Here is a 16,133-nt window from a genome sequence, read left to right on the forward strand (position 1 = left end):
GGCGCGGCTATTCACTGCGCCGGTAAACGCTATCTGCGAGGAGCCATGGAAACCATTTCCCAGCCGGTTCCCGTCACCGGGGAAACCACCGACGACCGCGCATCGCTGGCCACCCTGCTGGGCCGGTGGGCGCGGGTGCTCGGCGACGAGGTCGCCGTGACCCACCTGGACCACCGCGGCAGCGCGGACGGCCGGGCGGTCACCCTCACCTGGAGCGAACTCGACCAGCGCGTGAGCACGGTCGCCGCGCGGTTGAGCGGAATCGCGGCCCCGGGCGAGCGGGCGGCGGTGCTCGCCGGGCAGTCCGTCGACTACGTCGTCGCGTTCCTCGGCGCGATCCGGGCGGGGCTCGTCGCCGTGCCGCTGTTCGCTCCCGGCCTGCCCGGGCACGCGGGACGGCTGGTCGCGACCCTCGCCGACTGCGCCCCGCGGGTCGTGCTCACCACGACCGGGGAAATCGACGCGGTCAACGCCTTTCTCGCCGACTCGGCTGCTCCGGCCGTCGTCGCCGTGGATGCGCCGGCGCCGGCCGAAGCGCGGGAATGGCCTGCGCCGGATCCCGATGCGATCGCGTACCTGCAGTACACGTCGGGCTCCACCCGCTCACCCGCCGGAGTCGTGCTGACCCACCGCAACGTCCTGGCGAACGCTCGCCAGGCGTGCACCGCCTACGGCGTGGAAAGCCGCACCACGTCGACGGTGAGCTGGCTCCCGCTCTTCCACGACATGGGCCTGATCCTCGGCATCGGCGCGCCGATGGTCGGCGGTATGGCGTCGGTGCTGATGGACCCCCTGGCGTTCCTGGAGCGGCCGTCCCGGTGGCTGCGCGCCCTCTCGGCCAGCCCCGGCGCGATCAGCGCGGCCCCCAACTTCGCCTACGCCTACTGCGCTTCCCGCGTGTCCGAGGCCGAGAAGAGCTACCTCGAGCTGAGCCGGGTCGTCTCGCTGATCAACGGCAGCGAACCGGTGCTGCCCGCCACGATCGCGAAGTTCGAGGCCGCCTTCGCCGAGTGCGGGCTGCGGCCGGAGGTCCACCGGTCGTCCTACGGACTGGCCGAGGCCACCGTGCTCGTTTCGGTGTCCGACGCGGGAAAACCGGCCCGGCAGGTCACGTTCGACCGCGACCGGCTCGCCGCCGGGTTCGCGGTGCCGGCCGCGTCCGGTTCGACCCTCGTTTCGTGCGGCCGCCCGGCCGGGCAACGGGTGTGCATCGCCGACCCCGGCACGGGCGAACCGCTCGCGCCCGGCGAGGTCGGCGAGATCCGGGTCAGCGGCCCGAACGTCGGCCGTGGCTACTGGGGCCGGGCAGCGTCGTCGGCCACGTTCGGCCTGCCGCCGCTCGACCCGGACACCGGCGAGGGCTGGCTGGCGACCGGCGACCTCGGCGTGGTGTTCGACGGCGAGCTGTTCGTCACCGGCCGGCTGAAGGACCTGGTCGTCGTCGACGGCCGCAACCACTACCCGCAGGACATCGAGCAGACGGTGGAGGAGCACGCGGGCGTCCGGCCGCACTCGGCCGCGGTCTTCGCCATCGGCACCGACGACGGAGAAGCCGCGGTCGTCGCGCTGGAACGGGCCAAGAACTCGGATCTCGACGTCGAGGAGGTCTCGGCCGCGCTGAGGGCGGCGGTGTCGGCCGCGCACGGTCTGCGGCTGCACGACGTCGTCGTCCTGGCTCCCGGGGAGGTGCCCCGGACGTCCAGCGGCAAGATCAGCCGGGCGCACTCCCGGGCGTCCTACTTGGACGGTTCGCTGGAAGCGCGGCGGCTCGGATGACCACGACGGACGCGGTACGCGCGTGGCTGCTGGCCCGGCTCGGTCCGGTGGACCCCGACCGGCCGTTGAGCGAGACGGGACTGTCCTCACGGGACGCGACGGCCCTCGCGGCCGATCTCGGGCAGTTCGTCGGCCGTCCACTGGACGCGACCCTCGTCTGGCAGTACCCGACGATCGACGCGCTGGCGTCGTATCTGTCCACAGGGGACTCTGCGGTGGTCTCGTTGCCCGAGCTGCGGGCGGAGGAACCGATCGCCGTCGTCGGCCTCGGCTGCCGGCTGCCGGGTGGGATCGACTCGCCGGAGGCGTTCTGGCGCTTCCTCGACTCCGGTGGCGACGGCATCGGCGACGTCCCCGAGGGCCGCTGGGAGACGTTCGCGCCGGCGTCGGATCTCGCGGGGTTGCCGTCGCGGGGCGGGTTCCTCGACGACGTCGCCGGATTCGACGCCGAGTTCTTCGGCATCACGCCTCGCGAAGCCGAAGCGATGGATCCGCAGCAGCGAATCCTTCTGGAGGTGGCTTGGGCGGCGCTGGAGCACGCCGGGATCCCGCCGTCCGGGCTGCGCGGCAGCCGGACGGGCGTGTTCGTCGGGCTGTCGGCCACCGAGTACGGCTCCCTGACGATGACCGACGTCGCGGCTGTCGACGTCTGGTCGGGCACGGGCGCCGCGGCGAGCATCGCCGCCAACCGGCTGTCGTACCTGCTCGACCTGCGCGGGCCGAGTCTGACTCTGGACACGGCGTGTTCGTCGTCGCTGGTCGCGGTGCACCAGGCGATGCAGAGCCTGCGTCGCGGCGAGAGCGAGCTCGCGCTGGCCGCCGGGGTGAACGTCCTGCTCTCGCCGGGCATCACCGCGGGCTTCCACCGCGCCGGCGTGCTGGCGGCGGACGGGCACTGCAAGCCGTTCGACGCGGGCGCCGACGGCATCGCCCGCGGCGAGGGGTGCGGGGTGGTCGTGCTGAAGCCGCTGCGGGCGGCCCGCCGGGCGGGCGACCGGGTGCTGGCGGTGCTGCGCGGCAGCGCGGTGAACTCCGACGGCCGGTCCAACGGCATGACGGCGCCCAACCCGTCGGCGCAGGCCGACCTGCTGCGTTCGGCGTACGCGGTGGCCGGCGTGGAGCCGTCCACAGTGGACTACGTCGAGGCGCACGGGACCGGCACGCCGCTGGGCGATCCGCTGGAGGCCGGTGCGCTGGCGACGGTTCTCGGGCGCGAACCGGACCGGCCGCTGCTGCTGGGGTCGGTGAAGAGCAACCTGGGCCACCTGGAAGGGGCGGCCGGCATCGCGGGGCTGCTGAAGGTGGTCCTGGCGATGACGCACCGGCGGCTGCCGCCGAGCCTGCATTTTCGTTCGCCGAACCCGCACATCGACTTCACGGGGCTGCGGGTGGTGACCTCGGGCACGGAGTGGCCCCGCTACTCGGGGACGGCGCGGGCCGGGGTGTCGGCCTTCGGCTTCGGCGGGACGAACGCGCACGTGGTGGTCGAAGAGTGGCCGGCGGCGTCGTTCCCGGTGCGTGGGGCAGAGGTTTCCGGGCCATCGGTGTTCGCGCTTTCGGCCCGGTCGGCGGAGGTGCTGCGGGCGCGGGCGGCCGAGCTGGCGGAGTGGGTCGAGGGGTCGGAGGTACCGCTGGGCGCGGTGGCGTCGACGCTGGCCCACGGGCGCGAGCACCTGCCGGTTCGTGGCGCGGTGGTGGGGGAAAGCCGCGAGGAGGTGGTGGCGGGGCTGCGCGAGCTGGCCGCGGGCCGCGGCCTGGCCAGTGCGGAGACCGGGAGCGGCGACCCGGGGGTGGTCTTCGTTTTCACCGGGTATGGCTCTCAGTGGGCCGGCATGGGTCGCCAGTTCCTTCTCTCCGAACCCGCCTTCCGCGCCGAGGTCGAAGCACTCGACCCCGTCTTCCGCGCCGATACCGGCTCCTCCCTCCACGACCTCCTCGACCGCGAACCCGAGGACCTCGCCACCACCCAGCTCGCCCTCTTCGGCATGCAGCTCGCCCTGGCCGGACTCTGGCGCGCGCACGGTGTCACCCCCGCCGCGGTCCTCGGCCACTCCATGGGCGAGGTCGCCGCGGCCGTGGTCGCCGGGGCGCTCGACGTCGGCGATGGCCTGCGCGTCATGTCCACTCGCGCGCGGCTGCTCGCCGAACTCGATCGGAGCGGGGACGGTGCCATGGCCGTCGTCGAGCTTTCTCCACAAGAGCTGGCGAAGTTCCCCGATGTCACCGTCGCCGTGTACGCGTCGCCCACCCAGTGCACCGTCAGCGGTGCCGCGGACCAGGTCGACGCCCTCGTCGAGCACGCCGAACGACAAGGCCGGCTCGCCCGGCGGCTGCCCGTCGGCGGGGCCGGGCACTCCGCCGCCGTCGATGCCGTGCTCGACCGCTTCCGCAGTGAAATCAAGATTCAGCCCACCAAGCCGGAAATCCCCTGCTACACCACGGTTCTCGACGATCCCCGAGAGACACCCACCTTCGACGTCGAGTACTGGGCCGCGAACCTGCGCCGTCCGGTGCGGTTCAGCCAAGCCCTCGCCGCCGCCGCACACGACGGGCACGCCGTGTTCGTCGAAGTCTCCCCGCACCCCGTCGCGCTCGCGGCCATCGAACAGACCACGGGTGACCGAGCTCTGCCGTCGGCGAGCCGCCGGATCGACGAACGGACGGCGTTCCTCACCAGCCTCGCCCGGCTGCACGTCGGCGGCCGCCCCGGTGCACTGGCCGCGCGCCCCCGGACCGCGCCGGTCGATCTGCCGGGCCCGGTCTGGCGGCACGAGCGGTTCTGGCCGAAGCGCCGGACTCACGTGCAAGGCGCCCACCCCCTGCTGGGCGTCCACATCGAACACCCGGACGGCCACCTCTGGCGTGCCGACGTCGGCGTGGAAACGCTGCCGTGGCTCGCCGACCACACCGTGCAGGGGACGCCCGTCTTCCCCGCCACCGGCTTCCTCGAACTGGCGCTCGCCGCCGCTCGGACCGGGCGGATCCGCGACCTCGAACTCCGGGAGGTCCTGGCCCTCGCCGACCACACCGAGGTGACGACCAGCCGCACCGGCACCGAGCTCGGCGTCCACGCCAAGTCCGCGCAGGGTGAGTGGGTCCGCCACGCCACCGCACGAATCGACACCGGCGGCACGCCGTCGGTACCCTTCGGCGAGGTCACCGGTGAGCCCTTGGACCTCTACCGCGTCCTGGCCGAGCTGGGTCAGGACTACGGCCCGGCCTTCCGTGTCCTCCGCCGGGTGACGACGGAGAACGGCCGCGCTTCGGCGGAGATCGCCCTGCCCGACGCCGATCACCCCGCCTACCTGCTGCACCCCGCCCTCGCCGACGCCTGCCTGCACGCGCTCGCCGCGGCCGTCGGGGACGCGGACGCCCTCTACCTCCCGCTCACGATCGGCGAGGTGATCCTCGCCGGCGAACCCCGGCACGGCGTGCGCGTGGACGCCGTCCTCACGTCGAAAGACCCGTCCGGCGACGGTCTGCTCGGCAGCGTCCAGCTCGTCGACGCCGACGACGTCGTCCTGGTGGAGTTCCGCGACGTCTACTGCCGCCGGTTCCGGGACGCGGCCCTGGACCGGCTGCTGTACGAGGCGGCCTGGCAGCCCGCCGATCTGCCTTCCGCGCCGGAGCGGGCCGGCGGCTGGATCGTGCTGTCCGAAGAGGACGGTGACCTCGTCACCGCCCGCCTCGGCGACCGCGCCGCCCTCGCGAAGCTCGTGCGCGAAGGCGAAGCGACCGTGGTCGTGGTCCGGCTCGGCGGAAAGACCACTCCGGATCCCCAGCGGGCCGCGCGGCTGGTCGGGACCCTGTCCGACGTCGTCGCCGAACTGGCCGAACTGCCGGAGCCGCCGCGGTTGTGGCTGGTCACGGCCGGGGCGCAGAGCGTCGAGCCCGGCGAGCGCGGCGACCCCGACCTGGCCGCACTGCGCGGGTTCGTCCGCGTCCTGGCCTTCGAACACCCCGAACTCCGCGTGAGCGCGATCGACTTCGACGCCGGTCCGGATCCGGCCCGGCTCTGGGTCGGCCAGCTGCGCGACGAAGTCGGCGCGGACGGGCCGGACGACGAAGTCGCCTGGCGCGAAGGCGTCCGGCACGTGCGCCGGCTGAGCCGCCCCGAGCAAACCGACGCCGTGCGCGAGCCGGTCCGCGACGGTGCCTACGTCATCACCGGCGGCCTCGGCGGCCTCGGCCTGGTCGCGGCGAAGTGGCTGGCCGACCGCGGCGCGACGCGGGTGGTGCTGAACAGCCGCCGCGCCGCCCCCGCGCCGGACCTGGGGATCGACGTCCGCGTCGTGCCCGGCGACATCGGCGGGCCCGGCACGGCCGAGGCGCTGGTCGCGGCGGCCGTCGACGGCGGCGTGCCGCTGCGCGGGGTGCTGCACGCCGCCGGGGTCCTGGCCGACGGCGCCGCGATCAGCCTGGACGCCGGCGCGCTCGACGCCGTCTGGCGGCCGAAGGCGCTGGGCGCCTGGCGGCTGCACGAGGCCACCGCCGGGCACGACCTCGACTGGTGGCTCGTCTATTCGTCGGCGGCCGCGTTGTTCGGCTCGCCCGGTCAGGCCGCGTACGCCACGGCGAACGCGTGGGCCGACGCGCTCGTCGCGTGGCGCCGGGCCCAGGGCCTCCCGGCGGCGACGATCGGGTGGGGCGCCTGGGGCGAGGTGGGCGCCGCGGCCGGCTCGCGCAACCCGGTGCTCGAGCCGCTCGGCACCGAGGAAGCGCTGTCGGCTTTGGACGTCGTCCTCGCCCGAGACCGCGCGGCGACCGGTGTGGCCCGTGTCGACGCCGCGACAGTGCTGGAGCTGTTCCCGCGGCTGGCCGATCGGCCGTTCTTCGGGTTGTTCGCGCCGCGGACCGGACCGTCTGCTTGGGACGGTTTGGACGCGCTGCGGGCCGGAACAGCCGAAGCAGCGCGAAAAGCGATCGCCGACCACCTGGCCGGGCTCATCGCGGGCCTGCTGGGCTACGCCGAGGTCGAACGGGACGTGCCGCTCACCCGGCTCGGCCTCGACTCGCTGTCGGCGATGCGCGCACGGGGCGCGGTGGAGCGCGACTTCGGCCTGCCGCTGCCGATTCCGCTGCTGCTGCGCGGCGCCAGCCTGGCCGAGCTCGCCGGTCACCTCGCCGAGCAGGCCGGCTTCGGAACGGCCAACGCCGAAGCGGTCACCGCGGGACCGCGCGACCCCGCCGAGCGGTGGGTCGCCCGCCACTGGCGGGCGGAGCTGGGCGGCCCGGAGCCCGGTGTGCACGACGACTTCTTCGCCGTGGGCGGCGATCCGGACCGCGCGCGGCGGCTGCGGGCGGTGTTCGCGGAGCAGCTGGGCGCCGTGCCCGCCGTGGAGCGGTTGTTCGCCACGCCGACGGTCGCGGCGATGGCCGACCTGCTGCGTGCGGAGCTCGAAGGGCACGGCGGCGGCCCGGTGCGGCTGCTGCGCGACGGCGTCGGCGAGCCGGTGTTCCTGTTCCACCCGGCGGGCGGCCCGACGAGTGTGTACCGCGAGCTCGTCCGGCTGCTGCCGGAGGGGCACCCGGTGTACGGGTTCGAGCGGATCGACGACGAGGACACGGTCGAGGCCAAGGCCGCGTGCTACGTCGAGCTGATCCGGGAGATCCAGCCGCGGGGACCCTACCGCCTGGGCGGCTGGTCGTTCGGCGGCTGCCTGGCGTACGAGACGGCGCGGCGCCTGGACGGGCCGGTCGACCTCGTGTTCCTGATCGACACGATCCTGCCGCTGCCCGCGCCCGGTAAGCCGGCCGACCTGCTGCTGGACCGCTTCGACCGGTTCGCCGAGCACGTGACGCGGACGTACGGCGTTCCGTTCGCGATCCCGCGCGACGCCCTGGCCGAGCTGGACGAGCACGCCCAGATCCGGTGGGTGCTGGAAAGCCTCGCCGAACAGGTCCCGGACCTGGGCGCCGGGGTCCTGCGCCACCAATACGAGTCCTATGTGGATGCTCGGGTGGCCGAACGGTACGCACCGGAGCGGTACGGCGGGCGCGTACTGCTGGTGCGAGCGCAGGAGCCGCATCCGTTGACGACCACTTTGGACCCGCGCTACCTGCGCACGGACGACACCCTGGGCTGGGACGAGTTCTGCCCGGACCTCGAGGTGTCCCGCGTCCCGGGCGACCACGTCTCGATGATCGACCCGCCGCACGTGTCGGCCCTGGCGACGGAGCTGGCGGCGCGGCTCGGAGTGGGGGTGCGGTGATGGACGAGCTCACGCCGACCACGGCGTTCCGGATCGCCGACCTGGAGGCGCGCCAGGACGAAGCCGTCCGGATCGCGGAAAAGCGCGCCGTCGACCGGCAGCACGCCAAAGGCAAGCTCACCGCGCGCGAGCGGATCGGGCTGCTGCTCGACGCCGGTTCCTTCGTCGAGCTCGACCAGTTCGCCCGGCACCGGTGCACCGAGTTCGGGATGGACGCCAACCGGCCCTACGGGGACGGCGTCGTCACCGGGCACGGGACCGTCGACGGACGGCAGATCTGCGTCTTCTCGCAGGACTTCACCGTCTTCGGCGGCAGCATGGGCGAGGTCTCCGGCGAGAAGGTCCTCAAGGTGATGGACCTGGCCATGGCGCTCGGCTGCCCGGTCGTCGGGATCAACGACTCCGGCGGCGCGCGCATCCAGGAAGGCGTCGTCTCGCTGGCCTACTACGCCGAGCTGGGCCGGCGCAACGCCCACGCGTCCGGAGTGATCCCGCAGATCTCGATGATCATGGGCCCGTGCGCCGGCGGGGCCGTCTACGCGCCGGCCATCACCGACTTCACCGTGATGGTCGACGAAACCTCGCACATGTTCGTCACCGGGCCGGACGTCGTGCACGCCGTCACCGGCGAGCGGGTCACCGCGCAGGAGCTGGGCGGCGCGGCCGTGCAGAGCGAGGTCGCCGGCAACGCCCACCACCGGGCCGCCGACGAGCAGGACGCCATCGAGTGGGTGCAGACGCTGCTCGCGTACCTGCCCTCGAACAACCTCGACCCCGCCCCTGAGTACGCCGACGACACCAGCGCCGGTCTCACCCCGGCCGACCTCGAGCTGGACCGGCTGGTGCCCGATTCGCCGAACCAGACCTACGACATGGCCGAGCTGATCGTCCGGCTGGTCGACGACGGTGAGTTCACCGAGGTGCACAGCGCCTTCGCGGCCAACATGATCTGCGCGTTCGGCCGGGTGCAGGGCCGCACGGTCGGCATCGTGGCGAACCAGCCGCGGCACCAGGCCGGCGTCCTCGACATCGACGCGTCGGAGAAGGCCGCCCGGTTCGTACGCTTCTGCGACGCCTTCTCGATTCCGCTGGTGACTTTGGCCGACGTTCCCGGCTACCTGCCGGGCAGCGAGCAGGAACGCGGCGGCATCATCCGCCGCGGCGCCAAGCTGATCTACGCCTACTCCGAAGCCACCGTGCCGAAGGTGACCGTGGTCGTCCGCAAGGCCTACGGCGGCGGCTACGCGGTGATGGGCTCCAAGCACCTCGGCGCCGACGTGTCCCTGGCCTGGCCGACCGCGGAGATCGCGGTGATGGGCGCCGAGGGCGCGGTGCAGGTGCTCTACCGGCGCGAGCTGGCCGAGCTGCCACCGGAGCGGCGGGCCGCGGCGCGCCGGCGGCTCACCGAGGAGTACCGCAAGCGCCACACCGGCCCGTACCTGGCCGCCGAGCGCGGTTACGTCGACCAGGTCGTGACGCCGTCGCAGACCCGGCTGCAGGTCGCGCGCGCCCTGCGGACGCTGCGCACCAAACGGCAGACCCTGCCGGCGAAGAAACACGGAAACATCCCCCTGTGAAGGAGACTTCGATGAGAGCCACCCTGCTGATGCTGGCCGTCGTGGTCCTGATCGCCAGTGGCGTCACCGCCGCGCAGGCGAGCCCCGCCGTGGCCGACGACGGCGCGAAGGTCGTCCAGGAGACCTGGCTCGACGCCCGGACCGTCGACCTGAAAATCGACTCCCCGGCCCTCGGCACCACCGGGATGGTCCGGCTGATCGTGCCGTCGGGCTGGGCCGCGCAGCCCAGCCGCACCTGGCCGGTGCTGTTCCTGCTGCACGGCTGCTGCGAGCCCGTCGACTACAAGTCGTGGGACCAGTTCACCGACGTCAAGGCGTTCACGGCGACCAAGGACGCGCTCGTCGTGATGCCGACGGACGGGCCGGCCGGGATGTACACGAAGTGGTGGAACTTCGGGTTGTCGAGCAAACCCGACTGGGAGACGTTCCACACCGCGGAAGTGCGCCAGATCGTCGAACGCGGGTACCGCGGCGGCACGCGCCGGGCGATCGCCGGGCTGTCGATCGGCGGCTACGGCGCGTTCGCGTACGCCTTCCAGCACAAGGGGATGTTCGCCGCGGCGGCGTCCTACAGCGGCGTGCCGAACACGCTCTACCCGGGGATCCCGGTGTGGATCATCGGCATCCTGGCCCGCGCCGGGATCTTCAACTACCTGAACCTCTGGGGCGACTCCTTCGGGATGCAGCCGATCTGGTCGTCGCACAACCCCTACGACCACGTCCAGGACCTGCGTGGGATGGCCCTCTACCTCTCCTGCGGCAACGGGCAGACCGGGCCGCTCGACCCGCCCGGGCAGTCCGACGTGCTGGAACCGTCGGCGTTGCTCTCGTCCCGCAGCTTCACCGACAAGCTGCAGCAGGCGGGCATCCCGGCGACCGTCGACTACTACGGGCCGGGCACGCACAGCTGGCCGTACTGGCAGCGGGCCCTGCACAACTCGTGGCCGGTCCTCGCCGGCGCACTCGGGCTCCCCGCCTGAGCGCTTTCCTTTTTCCCGATGGAGGTTGTGGTGAAGTCTGTCCCCTTGCGACGAGTGCTGTCCGCGCTCCTGGGCGTCTGCCTGGCGGCGCTCGGAGTCGTGGCGGCGAGCCCGCCCGCCGGCGCGGCGGCGGCGCCGATCCTGCCCGGCCCGTTCGACGACTCGTTCTACACCCCGCCGTCGCCGCTGCCGGCCGGCAAGCCCGGTGACGTCCTGCGCTGGCGCCCCTCGGTGCCGCTGCTGAACGCCGCCAACGCCGACGCCTGGCAGGTCATGTACCTCTCGACCAACGCACAGGGCCGGCCGGACGCGGTCACCGGCACCATCCTGGTCCCGAAGGGCAAGGACCCGGCTACCGCGCCGATCGTCGGTTATGCGGTCGGCACGCAGGGCCCGGCGTTCAAGTGCACGGCGTCCAAGGCGATGGAACGCGGCACGCTCTACGACCAGCCCGCCATCAACGACTCGCTCTCCAGCGGCTACGCCGTCGCGGTGACCGACTACGAGGGCTACTCGCCGACGACCGTGCCGACCTACATCACCGGGCAGTCCATGGGACCCGCCGTGATCGACTCGGTGCGGGCGGCGCAGAACCTGCCGTCCGCGAAGCTGGCCAAGTCGGCGAAGGTGATCTTCCAGGGGTACTCGCAGGGCGGCGGCGGATCGATGTGGGCAGGGGAGAAGCAACCCGCGTACGCGCCCGAGTTGAACGTCGTGGGCGTCGTCGCGGGCGGCGTGCCGGCGGACCTGACCGAGGTCGCCAAGGGGCTCGACGGTTACATCGGCTTCGGGTTCCTCGCGTTCGCCGCGGTCGGGCTCGACGCCGCGTACCCGGATCTGAAGCTCGATTCCTTCCTCAACGACACCGGCCGGCAACAATTGAACGACGCGAAGAAGAACGCCTGCGTCGCGGAACTGCTGCTGAACTATTCGTTCAAGAAGATCAGCGACTACACGACGACGAACCCGCTGGGCACGCCCCAGTGGCAGGCTCGGCTGGCGCAGAACAAGCTGGGCGCGAACCCGCCGCGCGTGCCGGTGTTCCAGTACCACGCGAGCACCGACGAGATCGTCAACACGCCGCAGGCCGAGACACTGCACCGGGCCTACTGCGCGGCGGGTGTCCGTGAGCAGTGGCAGACCTACATTTCCGACCACGCCACGGGAATCCTCGCCGGCAACGCCGACGCGCACCAGTGGATCGTCAAGCGCTTCAGCGGCGACCCCGCACCCACCAACTGCTGAAAGTCCGTGAAGGCCACCTTGAGGAACTTCAAGTTCCTCAAGGTGGCCTTCACGAACATCGGATCAGACCTTGCCGGCGGCGAAGGCGGCCGCGTCGGCGGCGTTCCCGCCGTAGCTCAGGTGGGCCAGGATGTTGGCGCCGCCGGGCTGGCAGATCGGGTCGCCGTCGGCGCAGTAGTCCTTGGTGCGGCTCTGGTAGGTCCCGGTGACCTGACGTCCGATCGCGCGGATCGGGTTGCCGAACAGCAGGATGGCCGCGATCCGCGGGGCCAGGTCGGCCGGGATGGTCGCGACGATCGGGCCGCCGACGACGGCGCCGTCACTGCTGATGCCGATCGAGTTGTCGACGACGTTGGCGCCCTGGGAGTAGCCGACCAGGACGAACCGCTGCTGCGGGCACGCCGCGGCCTGGGTCCGCACGTGGTTCACCAGGTCGGTGTTGCCCTTCTGCACCGACGCGGGCTCGCCCAGGTCGGCCGGGTAGTCGACCCGGTAGCTGCTCAGCGACCGCGGCCGCAGCCGGTTCTGCACGGCCTGGTAGACGGGATCGCCGACGATGAAGCCCAGCGTGCCGGGCTCGCCCGTGCCGCGGGCGACCGGGACGTCGATGTCGGTGCACGCCGCGGCTGACGCGACCGGCGCGGTGGCGACGGCGAGCCCGGCCGCGGCGAGGCCGACCGTGACGGCGGAGGAAAGCAGACGGAACCTGGAAACGCGACTCATGGATGATCTCACCTCTGGTGACGGAGAAAACCGGAATACCCGCAAGCGCTTTCCCGGAATACGATTCCGCGCGGGTCACGGCAGCGTCGCAGCGATCAGCCGTCCGAGGCAAGAGTGCTTTTCCGGCGGCACCAAGAATTGTTCAGCCGGTGACAAAAGGTCCGGTGTGGACGCTCAGGTGGCGCACTGCCCGGCGTCGACGCGGTCCAGCAGGGCGGGGTCGAGGCCGCGCAGGGCGGCCATGACGAACCCGGTCGCCAGCTCGCCGGCCGCGATCGGGTCGACGCCGGGGGAGTGGGACACGTGCATCGCGGCGCGCCCGACCAAGCCGACCATCATCGCGGCGAGCAGGTCCGCGCCGGGGCCGGGCGTGCGGCCGTGGGCGAGCAGGTGCTCCCGGACCCGGTCGACGACGTGCCTGGTGACGGTGTCGGCCAGCGCGCGGCGCTCGTTCGACATCTCGTCGACGGCGGAGTCGAACAGCATCCGGAAGCTGTCCCGGTGAGCGCCCGCGTAGCTGAACATGGCCATCACGGAGAGCCGGACGCGGTCCTCGAGCGGGCGTGCGCTTTCCGTTTCGTAGGCGGTGAGCACCCAGTTCCGCAGCGCGGCGACCTCCCGGGTCACGGTCGCGCGGAACAGGGCGGCCTTGTCGCCGAAATGCGCGTACAGCGTCGGTTTCGTGGAGTCGGCGCGTTCGGCGATCAGGCCCATCGTGGCCTGGGCGTACCCGCGTTCGGCGAACACCGCGCGGGCGGCGTCGAGCAGCTCGTCGTCGGTGGGCCGGGCGGCCGGGCTCCGGCGAGTGCTGGATCGATCAGGGAAACGCGGCCGGCTCATGGCGGTGTACTGTACGGTCCCCGCTGCTTTACTGCCCGGTAAAGCACGCCCGCCTCGGGAGGGAACCTGGTGTCCGGCGACAGTGCTCGGCAGCAAGTCCCGGTGACGCGAGAGGTGTTCGGGCGCACGGAACTGGCCGCGCTCATGCGTCCGGCCGTTCCGGCGCTGGTGGACTGGATCGTCCGTGAGGTGTGGCGCGAGGTCCCGGTGTACGCCCGCCACGGCCGCGTCACCCGCCACGGCGTCGAGTGCGCGGTGGCGCTCTTCGTCGACCTGGTCGAGGATCCGCTCGCCCCGCGGGACCGGCTGTACGAGACGTGCCGCCGCCTCGGCGCGGGCGAGGCGTACGAGGGCCGGACGCTCGACGACCTCCAGGTGGCCTACCGCGTCGGCACGCGCGCGGGCTGGCGCTGGATCATGCGCCTGGGCCGCCGGCACCTGCTGTCGTCGGCGGTGATGGCGCGCCTGGCGGAGATGCTGTTCGGCTATGCGGACGAGCTGGCCCGGATGTCGATCCGCGGGCACCGCGAGGCGCAGGCGGAGCTCGACGGCACGCGGGTGGGCCTGCGCCGTCGCCTGCTGCGGCTGGTGACCGGCCCGGTGGCGGTGACGGACGCGGTCCTCACCGAGCTCGCGGCGGCGGCCGGCTGGCCGGTGCCGGCCGAGGTGGCGGCGGTGGTCATCGAGTCGCCGGTCACCCCGTCGTGGGGCCCCGACGTCCTGGCGGACCTCGAGTCGCCACAGCCGTACCTCCTGGTGCCGGCCCCGGCGGACCCGCGGTTCTGCGCCTCGCTCGGCGTCCGGGCCGCGGTGGGCCCGCCGGTGGCCCCGCCGGCCGCGGCGCATTCCCTGCGCTGGGCGCGGACGACGTCGCGGCTGGTGGGCGACGGCGCGCTGCCGGACGCGCCGGTGACGTGGTGCGCGGAGCACCTGACGACGCTGTGGCTGCTCTGCGACTCGCCCTTGGCGGACCAGGTGGCCCGGCAGGAGCTGGCCCCGCTGACCCAGTTCCCCGACCGCACGCGGCGACGCCTCGGCGAGACTTTGCTGTCGTGGCTGGAGAACGGCGGCAACTCGGAGAAGATCGCAGTGGACCTGTCGGTGCACCCGCAGACGGTGCGGTACCGCGTGCGTCAGCTCAAGCAGGCATTCGGGGACCGGCTGGACGATCCCGAGGCGCGGTTCGCGATACAGGCGGCCCTGCGCGCCTCGGCCTTGCGCTCCCAGGGCGCGTGAAAAGCCGTGAAGGCCTCCTTACCGGCATCTTCGGCCGGTAAGGAGGCCTTCACGGACTTCAGTTCTTGACCAGGGCGGTGACGGCTTCGGCCAGCGGCGTCGTCGGGCGGCCGATGAGGCGGCGCAGGTCGCCGGACGTCGAGGCCAGCTCGCCTTCAGCGATGCCGCGGTCGGCGTCGGCCAGCATGGCCGCCACCGGCTCCGGCAGGCCCGCGCCGACCAGGATCCGGCGGTACTGCTCGACCGGCAGGTCCTGGTACGTGACCTGCGTGCCCGACGCGGCCGTCACCGCGGCCGCCAGGTCGGCGTAGCCGAACGGCTCGTCGCCGGCCAGTTCGTACACCTGACCCTCGTGGCCTTCGCCGGTCAGGACCTCGACCGCCGCCTCCGCGAAGTCGATCCGCGGAACGGCTCCGAGCTTTCCTTCGCCGGCCGCGCCGGCGAAGGACCCGACGGCGAGCGCCTGGGTGATCGTCTGCGCGTAGTTCTCGGTGTACCAGCCGTTGCGCAGGAACGTGAACGGCACTCCCGACGCGCGGATGGCCTCCTCGGTGGCCTTGTGGTCCGGCGCGAGCGACAGCTTCGTCGTGTCGGCGGCCAGGACGCTCGTGTACGCGAGATGGCCGACGCCGGCTTCGCCGGCGGCCGCGATGACGGCTTCGTGCTGGGCCAGCCGCCTGCCGGGCGTGCTGCTCGAGATCAGCAGCACCTTGTCCGCGCCGGCGAACGCCGCGGCCAGGCTCGCCGGGTCGTCGTAGTCCGCCCGGCGCACCTGCACGCCGCGCGCGGCGAACTCGGCGGCCTTCGCCGGATCGCGCACGGCGGCGACGACCTCGGCGGCCGGGACCTTCTTCAGCAGGCCTTCCACGACCAAGCGGCCGAGCTGGCCGGTGGCACCGGTGACCACGATCATCTGCTTCTCCTCGCTGCCGGGATGCTTACTATTAGAGTGTACTAACTCTGAGAAAGTGCAAACTCTTGGTGAGCATCCTCACCTGGGTTTCCGCGACCGTGGAGGTACCGTGGACGGCATGAGCGAGGCGCCGGAGTGGGTGGACGAACACGGGCAGGTGCTGTTCGACGTGTTCGCGCAGGCCTGCACGTCCAGGGCGACGCTCGAGCACATCACCGGCCGGTGGGGGATCCTCGCGATGGTCGCGCTCCACGACGGCACGCTCCGGTTCAACGCCCTGCGCCGCCGCGTGTCCGGCGTGAGCGAGAAGATGCTCGCCCAGACGCTGCAGGCCCTCGAGCGCGACGGCTTCGTGCACCGCGAGGCGCAGCCGACGATCCCGCCGAAGGTCGAGTACAGCCTGACACCGCGTGGCCGCCGGACCGCGGCGCTTCTGCTGGCGCTCATCCAGGACGTCGAGGGGCAGATGCCCGAGGTCATGGAAGCCAACGCGAAGTACGACGCGGCGAAGCTCGACTCGTAACGGGTTCTAGTCAAGCCTGTGCGCCCCGGCCGGACGACATGAACGACTCGTTCATGTCGTCGGACGAGGTGAACGAGTCGTTCACGGCAGTCCGGCGCCGGCTCGGGG

Annotated in this window: 10 protein-coding genes; 7 read left to right on the forward strand and 3 right to left on the reverse strand. The window is 72.5% G+C overall.

What is annotated here, in order from left to right; translation table 11 throughout:
- Window positions 1-45 precede the first annotated feature (45 nt).
- The 5 genes from AB0N03_RS16010 to AB0N03_RS16030 are packed head-to-tail and all read left to right on the forward strand — an operon-like array spanning window position 46 to window position 11,790.
- Window positions 46-1,776 (forward strand): fatty acyl-AMP ligase, encoded by a 1,731-nt coding sequence (locus AB0N03_RS16010; protein WP_364371331.1) that lies wholly within the window; start codon window positions 46-48, stop codon window positions 1,774-1,776.
- Window positions 1,773-7,988 (forward strand): beta-ketoacyl synthase N-terminal-like domain-containing protein, encoded by a 6,216-nt coding sequence (locus AB0N03_RS16015; RefSeq protein ID WP_364371334.1) that lies wholly within the window; start codon window positions 1,773-1,775, stop codon window positions 7,986-7,988. Before AB0N03_RS16010 ends, AB0N03_RS16015 begins: the two co-directional genes overlap by 4 nt.
- On the forward strand, window positions 7,988-9,565 hold the full coding sequence (locus AB0N03_RS16020) for an acyl-CoA carboxylase subunit beta (protein WP_364371337.1): 1,578 nt from the start codon (window positions 7,988-7,990) through the stop codon (window positions 9,563-9,565). Before AB0N03_RS16015 ends, AB0N03_RS16020 begins: the two co-directional genes overlap by 1 nt.
- A gap of 11 nt (window positions 9,566-9,576) precedes the next feature.
- On the forward strand, window positions 9,577-10,545 hold the full coding sequence (locus tag AB0N03_RS16025) for an alpha/beta hydrolase family protein (protein ID WP_364371340.1): 969 nt from the start codon (window positions 9,577-9,579) through the stop codon (window positions 10,543-10,545).
- A 30-nt stretch (window positions 10,546-10,575) separates the two neighbouring features.
- Complete coding sequence (locus AB0N03_RS16030) at window positions 10,576-11,790, forward strand: lipase family protein (protein WP_364371343.1); 1,215 nt, start codon at window positions 10,576-10,578, stop codon at window positions 11,788-11,790.
- Window positions 11,791-11,853: 63 nt separating this feature from the next.
- Here the strand turns inward: AB0N03_RS16030 and AB0N03_RS16035 are convergent, their stop codons facing one another.
- Window positions 11,854-12,513, reverse strand: a complete 660-nt coding sequence (locus AB0N03_RS16035; protein ID WP_364371346.1) for a cutinase family protein — start codon at window positions 12,511-12,513, stop codon at window positions 11,854-11,856.
- Window positions 12,514-12,687: 174 nt separating this feature from the next.
- Entirely contained in the window at window positions 12,688-13,353 is a 666-nt protein-coding gene (locus AB0N03_RS16040; RefSeq protein WP_364371349.1) for a TetR/AcrR family transcriptional regulator, read from the reverse strand.
- Window positions 13,354-13,455: 102 nt separating this feature from the next.
- Here AB0N03_RS16040 and AB0N03_RS16045 point away from each other — a divergent pair, with 102 nt between their 5' ends.
- A complete protein-coding gene (locus AB0N03_RS16045) occupies window positions 13,456-14,589 on the forward strand; it encodes a helix-turn-helix domain-containing protein (RefSeq protein WP_364371352.1) in 1,134 nt (377 codons plus the stop codon).
- A 58-nt stretch (window positions 14,590-14,647) separates the two neighbouring features.
- Here AB0N03_RS16045 and AB0N03_RS16050 read toward each other — a convergent pair whose 3' ends face one another.
- A complete protein-coding gene (locus AB0N03_RS16050) occupies window positions 14,648-15,502 on the reverse strand; it encodes an SDR family oxidoreductase (RefSeq protein ID WP_364371355.1) in 855 nt (284 codons plus the stop codon).
- Window positions 15,503-15,620: 118 nt separating this feature from the next.
- Here AB0N03_RS16050 and AB0N03_RS16055 point away from each other — a divergent pair, with 118 nt between their 5' ends.
- Window positions 15,621-16,025 carry a helix-turn-helix domain-containing protein gene (locus AB0N03_RS16055; RefSeq protein WP_364371356.1) on the forward strand — a complete coding sequence of 135 codons (405 nt, stop codon included), beginning with the start codon at window positions 15,621-15,623 and terminating at the stop codon, window positions 16,023-16,025.
- Window positions 16,026-16,133 lie beyond the last annotated feature (108 nt).

The organism is Amycolatopsis sp. NPDC051061, from assembly GCF_040682935.1.
Classification (GTDB): Bacteria; Actinomycetota; Actinomycetes; order Mycobacteriales; family Pseudonocardiaceae; genus Amycolatopsis.

Coding starts and splice junctions, on each gene's coding strand:
- AB0N03_RS16010 (WP_364371331.1), top strand. CDS start 46: ATGGAAACCATTTCCCAGCCGGTTCCCGTCACCGGGGAAACCACCGAC.
- AB0N03_RS16015 (WP_364371334.1), top strand. CDS start 1,773: ATGACCACGACGGACGCGGTACGCGCGTGGCTGCTGGCCCGGCTCGGT.
- AB0N03_RS16020 (WP_364371337.1), top strand. CDS start 7,988: ATGGACGAGCTCACGCCGACCACGGCGTTCCGGATCGCCGACCTGGAG.
- AB0N03_RS16025 (WP_364371340.1), top strand. CDS start 9,577: ATGAGAGCCACCCTGCTGATGCTGGCCGTCGTGGTCCTGATCGCCAGT.
- AB0N03_RS16035 (WP_364371346.1), bottom strand. CDS start 12,513: ATGAGTCGCGTTTCCAGGTTCCGTCTGCTTTCCTCCGCCGTCACGGTC.
- AB0N03_RS16040 (WP_364371349.1), bottom strand. CDS start 13,353: ATGAGCCGGCCGCGTTTCCCTGATCGATCCAGCACTCGCCGGAGCCCG.
- AB0N03_RS16050 (WP_364371355.1), bottom strand. CDS start 15,502: ATGATCGTGGTCACCGGTGCCACCGGCCAGCTCGGCCGCTTGGTCGTG.
- AB0N03_RS16055 (WP_364371356.1), top strand. CDS start 15,621: ATGAGCGAGGCGCCGGAGTGGGTGGACGAACACGGGCAGGTGCTGTTC.